At 73.6% G+C, this 13,670-nt stretch carries 13 protein-coding genes and 2 tRNA genes; 7 read left to right on the top strand and 8 right to left on the bottom strand.

What is annotated here, in order from left to right:
- Nucleotides 1-11 precede the first annotated feature (11 nt).
- Together C1I99_RS10160 and C1I99_RS10155 are read right to left on the bottom strand one after the other, a co-directional pair.
- Nucleotides 12-497: a BMP family ABC transporter substrate-binding protein gene (locus tag C1I99_RS10160; protein ID WP_111133963.1), complete on the bottom strand. Its 486-nt coding sequence runs from the start codon at nucleotides 495-497 to the stop codon at nucleotides 12-14.
- Nucleotides 498-917: 420 nt separating this feature from the next.
- A tRNA-Lys gene (locus C1I99_RS10155) sits at nucleotides 918-993 on the bottom strand.
- Nucleotides 994-1,179: 186 nt separating this feature from the next.
- On the opposite strand from C1I99_RS10155, the gene C1I99_RS10150 reads away from it, so the two are divergent.
- Together C1I99_RS10150 and C1I99_RS10145 are read left to right on the top strand one after the other, a co-directional pair.
- Entirely contained in the window at nucleotides 1,180-2,430 is a 1,251-nt protein-coding gene (locus C1I99_RS10150) for a L,D-transpeptidase (RefSeq protein WP_111133962.1), read from the top strand.
- 268 nt (nucleotides 2,431-2,698) lie between these two features.
- Complete coding sequence (locus C1I99_RS10145) at nucleotides 2,699-4,003, top strand: L,D-transpeptidase (protein ID WP_111133961.1); 1,305 nt, start codon at nucleotides 2,699-2,701, stop codon at nucleotides 4,001-4,003.
- Nucleotides 4,004-4,052: 49 nt separating this feature from the next.
- Here the strand turns inward: C1I99_RS10145 and C1I99_RS10140 are convergent.
- Both C1I99_RS10140 and orn read right to left on the bottom strand, forming a co-directional pair.
- Nucleotides 4,053-4,125: transfer RNA gene (locus C1I99_RS10140), tRNA-His, on the bottom strand.
- 91 nt (nucleotides 4,126-4,216) lie between these two features.
- A complete protein-coding gene (gene orn / locus C1I99_RS10135) occupies nucleotides 4,217-4,813 on the bottom strand; it encodes an oligoribonuclease (RefSeq protein WP_111133960.1) in 597 nt (198 codons plus the stop codon).
- A gap of 66 nt (nucleotides 4,814-4,879) precedes the next feature.
- On the opposite strand from orn, the gene C1I99_RS10130 reads away from it, so the two are divergent.
- Entirely contained in the window at nucleotides 4,880-6,145 is a 1,266-nt protein-coding gene (locus tag C1I99_RS10130; RefSeq protein WP_111133959.1) for a glycosyltransferase family 87 protein, read from the top strand.
- Between the two features lie 181 nt (nucleotides 6,146-6,326).
- Here C1I99_RS10130 and C1I99_RS35190 read toward each other — a convergent pair whose 3' ends face one another.
- The 4 genes from C1I99_RS35190 to C1I99_RS10110 all read right to left on the bottom strand — a co-directional run bounded on the left by C1I99_RS35190 (nucleotide 6,327) and on the right by C1I99_RS10110 (nucleotide 10,667).
- Complete coding sequence (locus tag C1I99_RS35190; RefSeq protein ID WP_111133958.1) at nucleotides 6,327-7,385, bottom strand: hypothetical protein; 1,059 nt, start codon at nucleotides 7,383-7,385, stop codon at nucleotides 6,327-6,329.
- A 179-nt stretch (nucleotides 7,386-7,564) separates the two neighbouring features.
- Complete coding sequence (locus C1I99_RS10120) at nucleotides 7,565-8,287, bottom strand: YcnI family copper-binding membrane protein (protein ID WP_111133957.1); 723 nt, start codon at nucleotides 8,285-8,287, stop codon at nucleotides 7,565-7,567.
- Between the two features lie 15 nt (nucleotides 8,288-8,302).
- Nucleotides 8,303-9,967, bottom strand: a complete 1,665-nt coding sequence (locus tag C1I99_RS10115) for a copper resistance CopC/CopD family protein (protein ID WP_111133969.1) — start codon at nucleotides 9,965-9,967, stop codon at nucleotides 8,303-8,305.
- A 55-nt stretch (nucleotides 9,968-10,022) separates the two neighbouring features.
- Complete coding sequence (locus tag C1I99_RS10110; protein WP_111133956.1) at nucleotides 10,023-10,667, bottom strand: zf-HC2 domain-containing protein; 645 nt, start codon at nucleotides 10,665-10,667, stop codon at nucleotides 10,023-10,025.
- 107 nt (nucleotides 10,668-10,774) lie between these two features.
- Between C1I99_RS10110 and C1I99_RS10105 the strand changes: the two genes are divergently transcribed.
- The 4 genes from C1I99_RS10105 to C1I99_RS10090 form a co-directional block, all read left to right on the top strand.
- A complete protein-coding gene (locus tag C1I99_RS10105; protein ID WP_111133968.1) occupies nucleotides 10,775-11,359 on the top strand; it encodes a sigma-70 family RNA polymerase sigma factor in 585 nt (194 codons plus the stop codon).
- A 32-nt stretch (nucleotides 11,360-11,391) separates the two neighbouring features.
- Nucleotides 11,392-11,916 carry a MauE/DoxX family redox-associated membrane protein gene (locus C1I99_RS10100; protein ID WP_111133955.1) on the top strand — a complete coding sequence of 175 codons (525 nt, stop codon included), beginning with the start codon at nucleotides 11,392-11,394 and terminating at the stop codon, nucleotides 11,914-11,916.
- Complete coding sequence (locus C1I99_RS10095) at nucleotides 11,909-12,625, top strand: DsbA family protein (protein WP_111133954.1); 717 nt, start codon at nucleotides 11,909-11,911, stop codon at nucleotides 12,623-12,625. Before C1I99_RS10100 ends, C1I99_RS10095 begins: the two co-directional genes overlap by 8 nt.
- On the top strand, nucleotides 12,622-13,670 hold a 1,049-nt coding region (locus C1I99_RS10090; RefSeq protein WP_233512444.1), incomplete at its 3' end, for a hypothetical protein. The genes C1I99_RS10095 and C1I99_RS10090, both read left to right, overlap by 4 nt.

Genomic DNA, 13,670 nt, shown 5'->3' with positions numbered 1-13,670 from the left:
ACCTTGGAGCCTCAGGACGATGGTGGCACCAGCGCCGCGACCAGATCGTGCGCCTGCCGGCGTGCCATTTCCGGGTCGGATGGGTCCATAACGGATACGTTGTGGCCCGGCGTCACCGGACCGAACGCCACGAACCGGGCAGCGGGGTACCGCGCCGCGGTGGGCGGCACCGCCGCGACCGGGGCGGCGCCGACGGCGAGAATCACGTCACAGCGGTTCTGCACGAGACCGGCCAGGAACGTCTCGGCGTTCTGCCCGGTCTGCGGGCCATCCACCTCGAGGTACTGCACCTTGACCTGCTTGGCGAGGGATGCCTCCTGCATGCCGGTCCACACCGGACGCGCCTCCGGCGAGCCGATACCCCGCTCACCGGTGAGGAGACAGGCAGTCTCGGCCCGGTACTCCCGCTGGCGAGGTTCCGGCTCATCCTCCGGCCAGAACACCCACCCGATGATCACCGCCGCGGCGAGACCGGCTCCGGCCGCCGACCGCCGCATCGCGGGACTCCACGAGCCCCGGCCCACCCGGGCCCGCCGTCTGCCCTGCACCGCGCGGGCCCGTCGCCCGATCCCACCACCAAGCACGGCCGCACCTTACTCGGCAGTCAAAGTCGGCAACAGTCCCGACCACGCCAGGCAGCTCCGACTACATGCCGCAAGCGTGGGTGTACGGAGTTACGGACGCCCCAGGGCGACGCGCCCCAACCGCGCCGACACGGACGAGCAAGTTCGAGCCCAGCTCACGACTAACAGGCCGTCGAGTCAAGCGAGGGTTGATGCCCGGGTCGCGACGAGGCCGTGGTGGGGATACGGCGCACGCATTCCGGGCAGCCCCTGGCCTGTCGAACCCGTTGCTGTCACTCTGCCGAAACGACATCTGGGCACCCACTCGTAAGGAATGGATGCCCAGGTGATTGCTGGTGCGCCGCCAGGGACTCGAACCCCGAACCCGCGGATTAAGAGTCCGCTGCTCTGCCAGTTGAGCTAGCGGCGCTCGCTGGCAACGGGGAGAACCTTAGCACGCGCTCCGAGCCGGGTTCCAATCCGATCCCCGGCTCACCCCTTCGGCCGAGCTTTCCGGGCAAACACGACAAAACCCCCCGCCGTACGGCGATCGGGGGCCGGGGGACGACGGCGATGCGGCACCATGTCCGCCAGGTACGCGAGAACAGAGGTGGGGATGGGCAGGTTCGCGCGGGCCGGGGCGATCGTGGGTGCCCTCGGCCTGGTGGCGTCGCTGGCACTAACGGCCTGCGGCGAGAAGAAGAAGCAAGCGGAGTTCGTCGTCGGCAGCACTGCCACGAGCACGCCGGCGGACCCGTCCGCCCCGGCGGCGCCGACCGGCACGCCGCTGACGCTGAGCCCGGCCGACGGCGCGAACAACCGGCCGATCAGCTCGGAGATCAGTGCGGAACTGCCGGACGGCGGCAAGGTGGCCGCCGTCACCCTGACCGCCGCCAACGGCGACCGGGTCGAGGGCCGGATGCGGGCCGACGGCTCCTCCTGGGTGCCCTCGAAGCCGCTGAAGTACGGCACCCGCTACACCGCCACCGTCACCGCGACCGGGGCCGGCGGCGGGACCAGCCAGGGCACCAGCACCTTCACCACGATGGCGAAGCCCAAGTCCATGATCAGCTCGGGCCTCTACCTCTTCGACGACAAGACCTACGGCGTGGCGATGCCGGTGGTCACCGAGTTCCACCCCGGCATCCCGAAGAAGGACCGGGCCGCGGTGCAGAAGCGGATGTTCGTGCAGACCGACCCGCCGCAGCCGGGGGCCTGGCACTGGGTCGCGAACGGCACCCAGGCCTACTACCGGGCGCCGGAGTACTGGAAGCCGGGCACCACCATCACCGTTCGGATCGCGCTGGCCGGCATCCCGTTGAGCAACGGCCGGTACGGCAACGTCGACCGGGCCGCCACCGGGAAGATTGGCCGAGCGTTCGAGATGAAGGTCGACAACGCCACCAAGCAGATGAAGGTGTACGAGAACGGCGAACTGGTACGCACCCTGCCGGTGAGCCTGGGCAAGAAGAAGACGCCGTCCTCCAGCGGCACGATGGTGGTGATGGAGAAGAAGGAGTCGACCGTCTTCGACACCCGCGACGACCCGGATCCGGAGAACCGCTACGTCACGGAGATCGACTTCGCCCAGCGGCTCACCTGGGGCGGCGAGTACATCCACGCCGCGCCCTGGTCGGAGCACGTGCAGGGCCGGCAGAACGTCTCGCACGGCTGCGTCAACGTCTCGACGACGAACGCCAGGTGGCTCTTCGAGCGGACGAAGATCGGCGATCCGATCACGATCAAGGGAACCGAACGCCGGCTGGCACCCGGCAACGGCTGGACGGCGTGGAGCCTGAGCTGGTCTGAGTTCATCAAGGGCAGCGCGCTGCCGGTGCCCGAGGGCGGGGCCGGGCCGGCGTTGTGACCGGCCCGGTCAGCTGATCGGCTCGGCGCGCCCCGGATGGCCGACCCGGGCGCGCCGAGCGTGGCCACCGCCGCCTCCCGGCCGGGCGCCCACCGTGCCGTGGCGGGCAGCGGCGCCGCGGTCGTGAGCATCACTCGCGACGCTCAGGATCTATCAATTTCCGGACAAGCTGGGTCAGGTGTTTCGGTTCACCTTCGGGAACGGGTACCTGTCCTGGTGCGTCAGTGAGGCACGATGGGCAATCGGGGACCACGACTGTGAGGGAATCATGCGAGCTGTCCAGGACCAGCTGATCCGGCGCGGGGGCGACCGGCGGAGCGGCCGACGCCGCGGGTTTGCGGCGGCGGTGCTCGCCGCGTCCCTCGCCCTGACCTCGGCCTGCACCGGCGGCGACGGTGGCGCCGGCGGCAAGCCGTCGGGCTGGCAGGACGGTGGCGGCCAGGCCGCCGCGCCCAAGGCCGCCGCCACCATCGTCGAGCCGGCGGCCGACGCCAAGGACGTGCCCGCCTCTACCGGTATCACCTTCACCACAAAGCAGGCCGAGGAGACCACCGTCGAGCTCAAGGACTCGACCGGCAAGGCCGTCGAGGGCGAGCTCGCCGCGGACGGCGGGAGCTGGCTGCCCGCCGGCGCCCTGGAGTACGGCGAGACCTACACCGCCACCGTGACCGCGACCGGCGACGACGGCCGCCCCGCCACCGCGACCAGCACCTTCACGGTCATGGCCAAGCCCGGCAAGCAGGTCCGGATCAGCAGCTTCCTCGGCGACGGCCAGACCGTCGGCGTCGGCATGCCGCTGATCGTCAAGTTCAGCCGGCCCGTCCCCGAGGACTACCGGGACGACGTCCAGCGCCGGATGACGGTGACCTCCCAGCCGGCCCAGGAGGGCATCTGGCACTGGGTCAGCCCCACCGAGATCCGCTACCGGGCGAAGGAGTTCTGGCGCGCGAACAGCACCGTCTCCTACCGGGTCCAGGCGGGTGGCCTGCCGATGGGCGACGGCTGGTACGGCCGGGCCGACCTCACCGTCGACATCAAGATCGGCCCAGCGTTGATCATGACGGTGGACAACAAGACCAAACGGATGACCGTGACGAAGGACGGCGCCGTGGTCAAGACCATCCCGGTCAGCCTCGGCAAGAAGAGCACCCCGTCGTCCAGCGGCACAATGGTAGTGATCGAGAAACTGCGCAAGACGGTCTTCGACACCTTCGAGGAACTCGGTCCCGAGGAGGGCTACCGCACGAAGATCGACTACGCCCAGCGGCTGACCTGGGGTGGTGAGTTCATCCACGCCGCCCCCTGGTCCGAGGGGCAGCAGGGCAGGGTCAACGTCTCGCACGGCTGCGTGAACGTCTCGATGGCCAACGGCGCCTGGCTGTTCGCCAACACTCGCATCGGCGACCCGATCACGGTCAAGGGCACCGAGCGCAGGCTGCAGAACGGCAACGGCTGGACCGACTGGAACATGAGCTGGGAGGAGTACGTCAAGGGCAGTGCCCTGCCGTACGAGCCGCCCGGCGAGCCCGGCGCGGACGTCACGCCGGACCCGGACGTGTCGCCGGCCGCCTGAGCCCCGCAACGACGGAAGCCCCCTCCGCGGAGGGGGCTTCCGTTCACCGGGTGACTGATGGGAATTGAACCCACGACAACCGGGACCACAACCCGGTGCTCTGCCAACTGAGCTACAGCCACCACGCCGTCCCGCACCGGTGACCCGGGCGGGGTGCGGATCAATAATAGCCTCACCCCCGGCGGCCGCGTCCAGCGGGTTCGCCCGGCCGGCTCAGAGCTCGGCGGCGATTGCCTTGGCGGCGTCCACGTCCGGGCCGGGCAGCGGCACGAAGATGGTCCGCCGGTAGTACTCCAGCTCCCGGATGCTCTCCCGGATGTCGGCCAGCGCCCGGTGCGCCAGCCCCTTCTGCGGCTGGCCGAAGTACACCCGGGGGTACCAGCGGCGGCAGAGCTCCTTGATCGAGGAGACGTCGATCATCCGGTAGTGCAGGTGGGCGTCGAGGCGGGGCATGTCCCGGGTGATGAAGCCACGGTCGGTGGCGATCGAGTTGCCGCACAGCGGGGCGGTGCGCGGGTCCTTCACGAACCTGGTGACGTAGTCGAGGACCATGTCCTCGGCCTCGGCCAGGGTCACCGTCGAGCGGCGGACCTCCTCGGTCAGCCCCGACTTGCCGTGCATCGTCCGGACGATCTCCGGCATCGCCGCCAGCGCCGCCTCGTCGGCGTGGATCACCACGTCGACGCCGTCACCGAGCACGTTGAGATCGGGATCGGTGACCAGTGCGGCGACCTCGATCAGCTTGTCGCCGCCGAGGTCCAGTCCGGTCATCTCACAGTCGATCCAGACGAGAAGATCAGCCACCGGCACAGCCTACGCGCAGCCCACACCCCGCGGCTGCGCCCTCCCGACGCAGCCGACCGCTAGGGTTTTCCCGTGCCAGCCGAATCCGTCGCACCGCCCGCCGTCACCGACGACCACGGCGGCCGTACGATCCGCCGGCTGGTCGCCGTACTGGCGTTGGCCGCCGTGCTGCCGGCGCTCTACCTGCCCGGCCTGGTGCACGACTTCTTCGACCTGAAGATCTACATGCGGGCGATGGAGTGGTGGGCGGCCGGCAACCCGCTCTACGACTACGTCCAGCCCGACCGCGTGCAGGGCGAGCTCTACTTCACCTACCCGCCGTTCAGCGCGCTGCTGCTGCTGCCCTTCTCGGCACTGCCGCTGGGCGCCACGGTGGCGATCTTCACGGTGCTGACCGGGCTCGGCGTGGTGGTCACCACGCGCTGGCTGGTCAACCCCGTGATCGCCCGGCACGACCTGCCCCGGCTGTTCACCCTCACGGTGGCGGTCCTGCTGGTGTTCGCGGTGGAGAGCACCCGCGAGACGATCACCTTCGGCCAGATCAACATGCTGCTGGTCGTGCTGATCCTGGCTGACCTGCTCTTCGCCGTACCCGGCGCGCGGCGCTGGGCCGGGGTCGGTGTGGGGCTGGCCACCGCGCTCAAGCTCTTCCCCGGCATCTTCATCGTCTACCTGCTGGCCACCCGCAGGTGGCGGGCCGCGGCGGTGGCGAGCGTGACGGCCGCCGGGGCGACCCTGCTCGCCGCCGCGCTGGCGCCCGGCGACTCGTGGCGGTTCTGGACCCACGAGCTCTGGGCCACCGACCGGGTCGGCCGCACCGACTACACCGGCAACCAGTCGCTGTTCGGGCTGTTGAGCCGCATCACCGCGCCGGAGAAGCCGGACCGGCTGATCTGGTTGCTGCTGGTCGCGGTCGTCGCGGCGTACGGGCTGTGGCGGGCGGCGCGCGCCGCCCGGGCGGGGAACCCGCTCACCGGCCTCACCCTGGCCGGGCTCGTCGGCGCCCTGGTCAGCCCGATCACCTGGACCCACCACATCTACTGGTTCATCCCGGCGGTCGTGGTGCTGGTGGACGCGGCGCTCGGCGCCGACCCGTCCTACCCGGCGGGGGCCCGGCGGCGGCGCCGGCTGGCGGCACTCGCCGTCGGCACCTCCGCCGTCATCATCTACGGGGTGGTGTCGTTCCAGGACTGGGGAGTCGCCGCGGCGCGGACCGACTCGCCGGGGGAGTTCCTGGCCCGCAACATGTATGTGCTCCTCAGCCTGCTGCTGCTGGTGACACTGCCGGTCGGGGTGAAGCCGGGCGAGTCGCATCAATCGGACAGACCTACCGAGTAGCGCAGTTAACCGCTAATCTGGTCTCAACCATCGCAAGCACGCCTCATATGCCACCGATCCCCCGGTGACGGCGGCCCTCCGCGTCGGCAGCGCGGGGGGCCGCCCGGCGTATCTCCCGGCCGGTGCGGATCCGCGCCGCCTTACGCCCCGGCTCCACAGCCGTGCTGGAGCCGGCCCGCGCTCAGTCGGGGGCGTCGGCGCATGGGCGGGACCGCCCCTCCACCGGCACCGGCGCGCTGGTCGCCTCGGCGGAGGTCGGCGGCCAGGCCAGCGTCAGGGGCACGTCGGGCGGCGCGGGCACCGGGCCGGCGGGCGGGTCGGCGAGGTCGGCCAAGGTGGCCGGCCGCCGTGGGAGGACCGCCCCGATCGCCCGCCGGGGCCCGACGGCGGCGCCCACCGACGCCAGTTGCCGGCCGACCACAGCCGGCCGGTCGCGGGTCGGCTGCGCGCCCAGCCCGCTGAGCGAGGTCACACCGAGGCGACCCGCCAGCACCGGCACCTGGTCCGGCTCGACCACGAAGACCACCTCGCGGGGCCGTACCGGGCGCAGCACGAGCAGCACGGCCAGCGTCACCAGCAGCACGCCGCCGGCGAGCAGGCCGGCGGTGGCGGGGGCGGTCCAGCCGGCCCGCAGCTCGGCCCGCAGCTCCACAGCCAGGTCCGCCCGCCCGTCCGGGTGCATCACCACCAGGCTCAACCGCCGGTCGGCCAGCTCCTGCGGGGTCCACTCCAACGAGCCGATCCCCTCCCGCACCCAGAGGTCCCGGCCGGTCGGGGCGAAACCGGCCGGCAACGCACCCGACGCCGACCCGGCCGGCGGCGCGGCGGTCGCGGAGCCGGCCGGCGCGGGCGGGGCGGGGGCGGTCTGCTCCAGCCGTACCGGCAGCGGCCCCCGGGCCAGCGCCACCCGGCGGACCGTGGCATGCGGGACCGGGTCCAGCCAGCGCCGCACCTCCTCGGTGGGGGCCAGCCCGACGAACGCCGGACCGTCGGGCGTACGGGCGTCCAGCCGCAACCGGGCCTGCCCGACACGGACGAACGGCGCCTCCGCGCGGAGCAGCTCGTCGAGATCCGTGACCACCACCGCGTGGCCCGGCGTGCGCACGGCCTCGAACCGGGCGCTGAACGCACCGCCGGGATCGGCCTGCCGGGTGAGCATCCAGAGCGCGCCGCCGGCGAGCAGCACCGGGATCCCGGTGGCCAGCAACAGCATTCCGGCGATCACCCGCACGAACCGCATTCGCCTCGTCCCTCTCCGTATCCGGACATCCCGGCCGACCTTACCGATGCGAAGCGGTTGATCAGCGGATATCCACGGCACCGGCCGGAACGCGTAGCGGGGTGAGTTCGCCGCAGGTCGCGGGGCGGATACGGCCACCGGCCCGCCGGGCGTCCGACGGGCCGGTGGTCAGCTACGGGTCACGTCGTCGGCATCGCCTGCCGGCGGGTGCGGAGGAACGCCGCCCCGCCCAGCAGCAGGCCGGCCGCCCCGGCGACCAGCCCGGCGACGCCGAGGCCGACGGCCAGCGCGCCGCCCTCGGTGTCATCGTCGTCGGCCTCGACGACGGCGGCGTTCCCGGTGGGAGGGGCCGACGGCGACGCGGCGGTCAGGGTGAGCACCGGCGCCGGGCTCTCCGGCTCCTCGGCGCCGGGCGCCGGCTCCTCGATCCACCGCACCACCGTGCCGTCGGAGTAGGTCTGCAGCGCCTTGAAGACCATCCGGTCCACGGCCGGCAGCGGCCCCATCGAGACCGGGAACTCCTGGAACTGGCCCGGCTTGACGGCGGCGTCCCCGGTCGCGGTCCAGGTCAGCTTCGACACCGCCTCCGACAGCTGGCTGCCGTGCACCTCCACCGGCGGGTCAACCCTGCGCTTCTCCACGGTCACCGTCCAGCCGGGCACCGGCATGGTCGACACCGAACCCACCGGGGCGTTCTCCGGCAGCACCACCTCCAGCTTCGTGGTGGACGCCGTGTCGCTCTCGTTCGGGACCCGGAACGCGAACCGGCCGTAGCCGCCCTGGGTCGCCTCCCTCGGGTTCACAGTGACGTGCGCCGACGCGGGCGCCGCGAAACCGAGGACGGCGACGGCCCCGAGAGCGACGGCGACAGCGGCGGTTGCGGTACGCCGGAGACGGGTCATGAATTCCAACCTTCCCTAACGGACGGGCACGGTGACGGTCACCGTGGCCTGGTCGATGTCGGACGTGCGGGCGGTGACCCGCAGCTGCCACTCCCCCGCCGCCGGCAGGTTGATCTCCCCGGTGGCGTGGTTGTCGGTCAGCGGCAGCAGCGGGATCTCGATCGGTTCGATCCCGGCCGACGGCAGGGCGGCGGTGGCCCGCCACTCCACCACCGGCTGCGGCCGGTTGTCCTTCGTGTACGTGTAGAGGTGCACGGAGTTGTTGCCTCGCTCGGCCGGGTCCATCTCGACCTGCACCGAGAAGATCGGGCTGGCGACGGTCGTGGAGAAGTAGCCGCTGGGGGCACCGGCCACATCGGTGGCGGCGGTGCGGGCCGGGGTGGTCTGCACCAGGGTCGCCGACAGGCCGAGCACCACGGCGGTGATCGCCAGCTCGACCTGGATCGCCCGGCGTACCGCCGCGGGCCGTCCGGCCGCGGCGCGGCGGCGCACCAGCTGCCGGGAGTAGGCGGCCACCGCGATCACCAGCACGAAGAGCCCGATCTTGCCGAGCAGCAACCGCCCGTAGGTGGTGCCGACCAGGGCGTCCGGGGTGGCCACCTCGATCAGCGCCTGGACGGTGCCGGCGAGCAGCAGCGCCGACACGGCCAGCGCCGCCCAGCGCGACCAGATGGGCAGGATCGCCCCCAGCTCCCGCTCGTCGGCCTGCCGCAGCAGGAAGCCAGCGAGCGTCACCAGCCCGCCCAGCCAGACGGCCATGCTGCCCAGGTGCACCGCGTCGACGACGACGGAGACCGCCGGTGCCGGTGAGGCCGCCGGGTGCCCGGCCAGCGGCCAGGTCAGCAGCGCCGCCCCGCCGAGGACGCCCAGGATCACCAGGTCGGCCCGGCCGGCCGAGCCGGCCAGCAGCGGGCGGAGCAGGAACGCCGCCGCGGCCAGCAGGCCCAGCCGCACCAGGTGCGCGACGCCGAACGTGCTGCCCAGCACCGTGCTGAACCCTTCCCCGGTGACGTCGAGGAGGCCACCGCCGGCGGTGTACGGCACCTGCAACCAGACGTCGGCGAGGGCGGAGAGGGCCACCAGGCCGAGCCCGAACCAGGCCAGCCGGGTCGGACCCCGCCGGGGCAGCCGGCGCGGCCACAGCGCGGCGAGCACCAGCGCCGGGCCGGCCACCAGCAGCAGGCCGACGTAGCCGAGGTACTTGGCGACCTTGACCGCGTTGCCCACCACCGGGTCGGCCCGGCTGTCATCGCCGGAGTCGACCGGCGGCGGGGAGGGCGCCCCGACCGAGTAGGTGAACGCCCCGGAGACAGGATGGCTGTCGGCCGAGATCACCCGGTAGCTGACCAGGTAGGTACCCCGACCGCCGGCGGGATCGACCGGGATGGTCACCACCGCGCCCTCGAAGGTGGGCTCGCCCCGGTCGGCGCGGGAGCCGTCCGGCGCGATCACCCGGATCTTGCCGGGAACCTTGCGGACGGACTCGCTGAAGGTCAGCACCACCTCGGCCGGGCCGGTCGGCACCACGACCGAGGAGACCGGGCTGCTGCTCACCAGCACCGCGTGGGCGCTGGCGGGGCCGGCCGGGGCGATCAGCAGGGCGACGAGGGTGACCAGCAGGCCGGCGGCGGCGGTCAGCCGGGCGAACCAGCGGCGGGTGGCGGCAGTCATGCCGATCATGCTGGCCGAAACCGCCCGGCGACGGCCACCCCGGCCGATCCGCGGCTCGCCGGGCTCACCCGCGCCCCGCCGCGACCGCCGGGGCCAGCGGCCGGTCCGGCTCGCCGCTGGCCCGCCCAAGCGCCCAGAGCAGGCCGGCCTGCACCACGGCGGCCAGGTGGCCGATCTCGTGCACCAGCGCGGTGGTGGAGTTGGCGATGTCCACCGCGCTGGTGCCGGCCAGGCAGACCGCCAGCACCAGGGCCACCGGGACGAACGCCCGGGCCCGCTCGGGACGCCAGGCCGCCAGCGCGAAGCCGACCGCGAGCGCCACGTCGAAGGAGGCCATCTCGCGGCTGGTGTGCGGATCCGCGGCCACCCCCAGACCGGCCAGCAGGACCGGCAGCGCGATGGCCAACTGGGCGACCGCGGCCACCCCGACGGCCACTCGCAGCACCTGCCGGCGGGCCCGCAGGGCCGCCGCCGGCGTACGACGGGCCGCGACCGAGTCGGCGGCGACCGCCGCCAGCACCGAGGCCGTCAGGTCGGGCACCGCCACCGGTCGCACCCGCACCAGCCGGGTCACCTGCTCGGCCCGGGCCAGCCAGGTCCGGCAGCCGGGGCAGCCGTCCAGGTGCCCGTCGAGCAGCGCCGGCGCCGCCTGCGGGTCCTCGCCGTCCAGCCGCGCCGACAGCGCCACGCGTACGTCGTCGCATGTCATGTGCGGGTAGTCGCCCGGTGTCGGGGAAAAGTTCCCGGCGTGGCGCAGGCCATGGAAGTGCCCAACGACCCTCCCGGGCCGGACCACTCCGCGTAACCTGTTCTGTCGTGATCCCCGCCCCGCGCGACACCGCCGCCGGGCCGGCCGACGCGGGCGTGCCCGCCCACGAGCCGGCGACCGAGTGGGCCCTCGCCGCCCGGCATGGGGACCCGGTCGCCCAGGCCGCGTTCGTCCGGCTCACCCAGGCCGAGGTGTGGCGCTTCGCCGCCGCGCTGGTCGACCCGGACAGCGCGGACGACCTGGCGCAGGAGACGTACCTGCGGGCGTTCCGGGCGCTGCCGGCCTTCGAGGGGCGGTCCAGCGCCCGCACCTGGCTGCTGGGCATCGCCCGCCGCGCCTGCGCCGACCATCTGCGCACCGTGGTTCGGCGGCGCCGCCTCGACGCCCGGCTCGCCGCCGACGCGTACACCGACCGGACGCACCCCGACCCGGCCGGGCACCTGGGCACCGCCGACCTGGTCCGCCGGCTTTCGCCCGAGCGGCGCGGGGCGTTCGTGCTCACCCAACTGCTCGGCCTGTCGTACGCCGAGGCCGCCGCGGTGGAGGGGGTGCCGGTGGGCACCATCCGCTCCCGGGTGGCGCGGGCCCGCACCGAACTGGTCGAGGCGGTCGGCGACGCCCTCGCCCGCTGAGGCGGGAACTTCCGCCGGGGACGGGACGACCAATGACCGTGAGCGAACCCAGCATCCGGGCCACCCGCTGGCCCGCTGTCCGCCCCTGGCTCGGCGTCGCCGCCCGGCTCGGGCTGGCCGCCGTCTGGCTGGTCGCCGGCGCATCCAAGGTCGATGACCTGGCCGCCTCCGGCCGCGCCGTCCACGCCTACCAGCTCCTGCCGTACGACGTGGCGACCGTGGTCGGCGCCGCGCTGCCCTTCGTCGAGCTGGCGTTGGGCGTACTCCTGCTGCTCGGGCTGGCCACCCGACTGGCCGCCGGGGTCTCCGCGGCGCTGCTGGTGGTCTTCATCGCCGGGATCACCTCGGCCTGGAGCCGCGGCCTGGCCATCGACTGCGGCTGCTTCGGCAGCGGCGGCCAGCTCGCCGAGGGGCAGGCCCCGAGCTACCTCCCGGAGATCCTCCGGGACCTGGGTTTCCTGGCGCTGGCCGGATTCCTGCTGATCTGGCCCCGCACCCCCGTCTCCGTGGACGGCTGGCTGACGGGCGACGTACCGGTGGAGGGCGAGGATGAGTAGTCGCAAGGGACAGAAGGGTGCCGCCCGGGTGGTCCGCGAGCAGCTGGCCCGGGAGCGGCGGCGCAAGCGGACGCTGTGGGTCTCGGCGGCCGCGGTGATCGTCCTGGTGATCGCCGGGCTGATCGGCTGGAGCGTCTACTCCAGCCAGCGCGCCGGCGAGTTCACCGCGCCGCCCGGCGCCAACGAGGCCGGCACCGGCATCGTGCTGGGCGAGGGGCCCGTCACCATCGACCTCTACGAGGACTACCTCTGCCCCGCCTGCAAGCAGTTCCAGCAGGTCAGCGGCGACACCATCAATCAGCTGGTGAGCGAGGGCAAGGTCCGGGTGGTGTTCCACCCGGTCGCGTACCTCAACCGCTTCTCCACCACGGACTACTCGACGCGCTCGTCGGCCGCCTCCGGGTGCGCCGCCGAGGGCGGCAGGTTCCGGGAGTACACCGACGCGCTCTTCGAGCGGCAGCCGCCGGAGGGCGGCGACGGGCTCAGCAACGACGCGCTGATCGACATCGGGGTGGGGGTCGGGCTGGCCCGCGACGACTTCGGCTCGTGCGTGCGGGACGGGAAGTACCAGCCGTGGACCGAGCACGTCACCGAGGAGGCCAGCAAGGCCAACATCACCGGCACCCCGACCGTCCTGGTGGACGGCAAGCCGGTCGCCGACCGCAGCCCGGAGGGGATCCGGGCGGCGGTGGAGGCGGCGGGCCGGTGATCCGTACCCTGCTGGCCCGGGCAGGTCTGGTGCTCGCCGGTGCGCTCACCGCGACGCTGGCGCTCGCCGCGCCGGCGGCCGCGCACGGCGCCGACGCCCCCGACGGCACCGACTACCGCGCCGCGGTGACGGCCGTCGCCCCCGCCCGGCCAGGGCTGAGCGTACGGGTGGTGGAGGCGGGCGCCCGGCTGGAGCTGACCAACTCCGGCGACCAGCCCGTCGAGGTGCTCGGCTACTCCGGGGAACCGTACCTGCGGGTCGGTCCGGACGGGGTGTACGAGAACCGGCGCTCCCCGGCGACGTACCTGAACCGGACCATCGCCGGGGACACCCGGGTGCCCGCGGAGGCGGATCCGGCCGCCGCACCGGACTGGCGGCGGGTCGCCGACGGCCCGAGCGTGCGCTGGCACGACCAGCGGGCGCTGTGGCGCGAGGCGGCCCCGCCGCCGCAGGTGCGGGCCGCCCCCGACCGGGAACACCGGGTCCGGGACTGGGTGGTGCCGCTGCGCGCCGACGCCGGGACGGTGGAGATCCGGGGCACCCTGGACTGGGTGCCGCCGCCGGACGCGTACACCTGGTGGGTCGTCGCCACGCTCGGGCTGTTGGCGGTCGGCGCGCTCGGGCTGCTGCCGCCCGGCTCCGCGCCGGGCGCCCGGGCGCTGGCCGGGCTCGGTGCGCTGCTGGTCGTCGGCGGGTTCACCGCCGTGGTGTTCACGGTGGGCCGGGAGTTGGACGCGGGCGCGCAGGGCGTCGGCGGGGTGCTCGCCGGGCTGCTCGGCGGACAGGTGTGGGCGCTGCTGACCGGGCTCGGCGCGATCGTCGCCGGCGGCTACGCGCTGGCCCGCCGGCCGGCGGCGGACTTCGCGTTGGCGCTGGCCGGAGCCTGCGTGGCGCTCTTCGCCGGGGTGGCGAACGCCGCCGTCTTCGCCCGCGCCGTCGCCCCCGTGCCCTGGTCCGGAACCACCGCCCGAACCCTGGTAGCGGTGATCATCATCGCCGGCGCCGGCGCCACCGCCGCCGGCGCCCTCCGCCTCCACACCAGCCC

The sequence above is a fragment of the Micromonospora deserti genome, from assembly GCF_003236335.1.
GTDB lineage: Bacteria > Actinomycetota > Actinomycetes > Mycobacteriales > Micromonosporaceae > Micromonospora > Micromonospora deserti.
The sequence above is the reverse complement of the archived record's forward strand: the minus strand, read 5'-3'. Positions and strand labels throughout refer to the sequence as shown.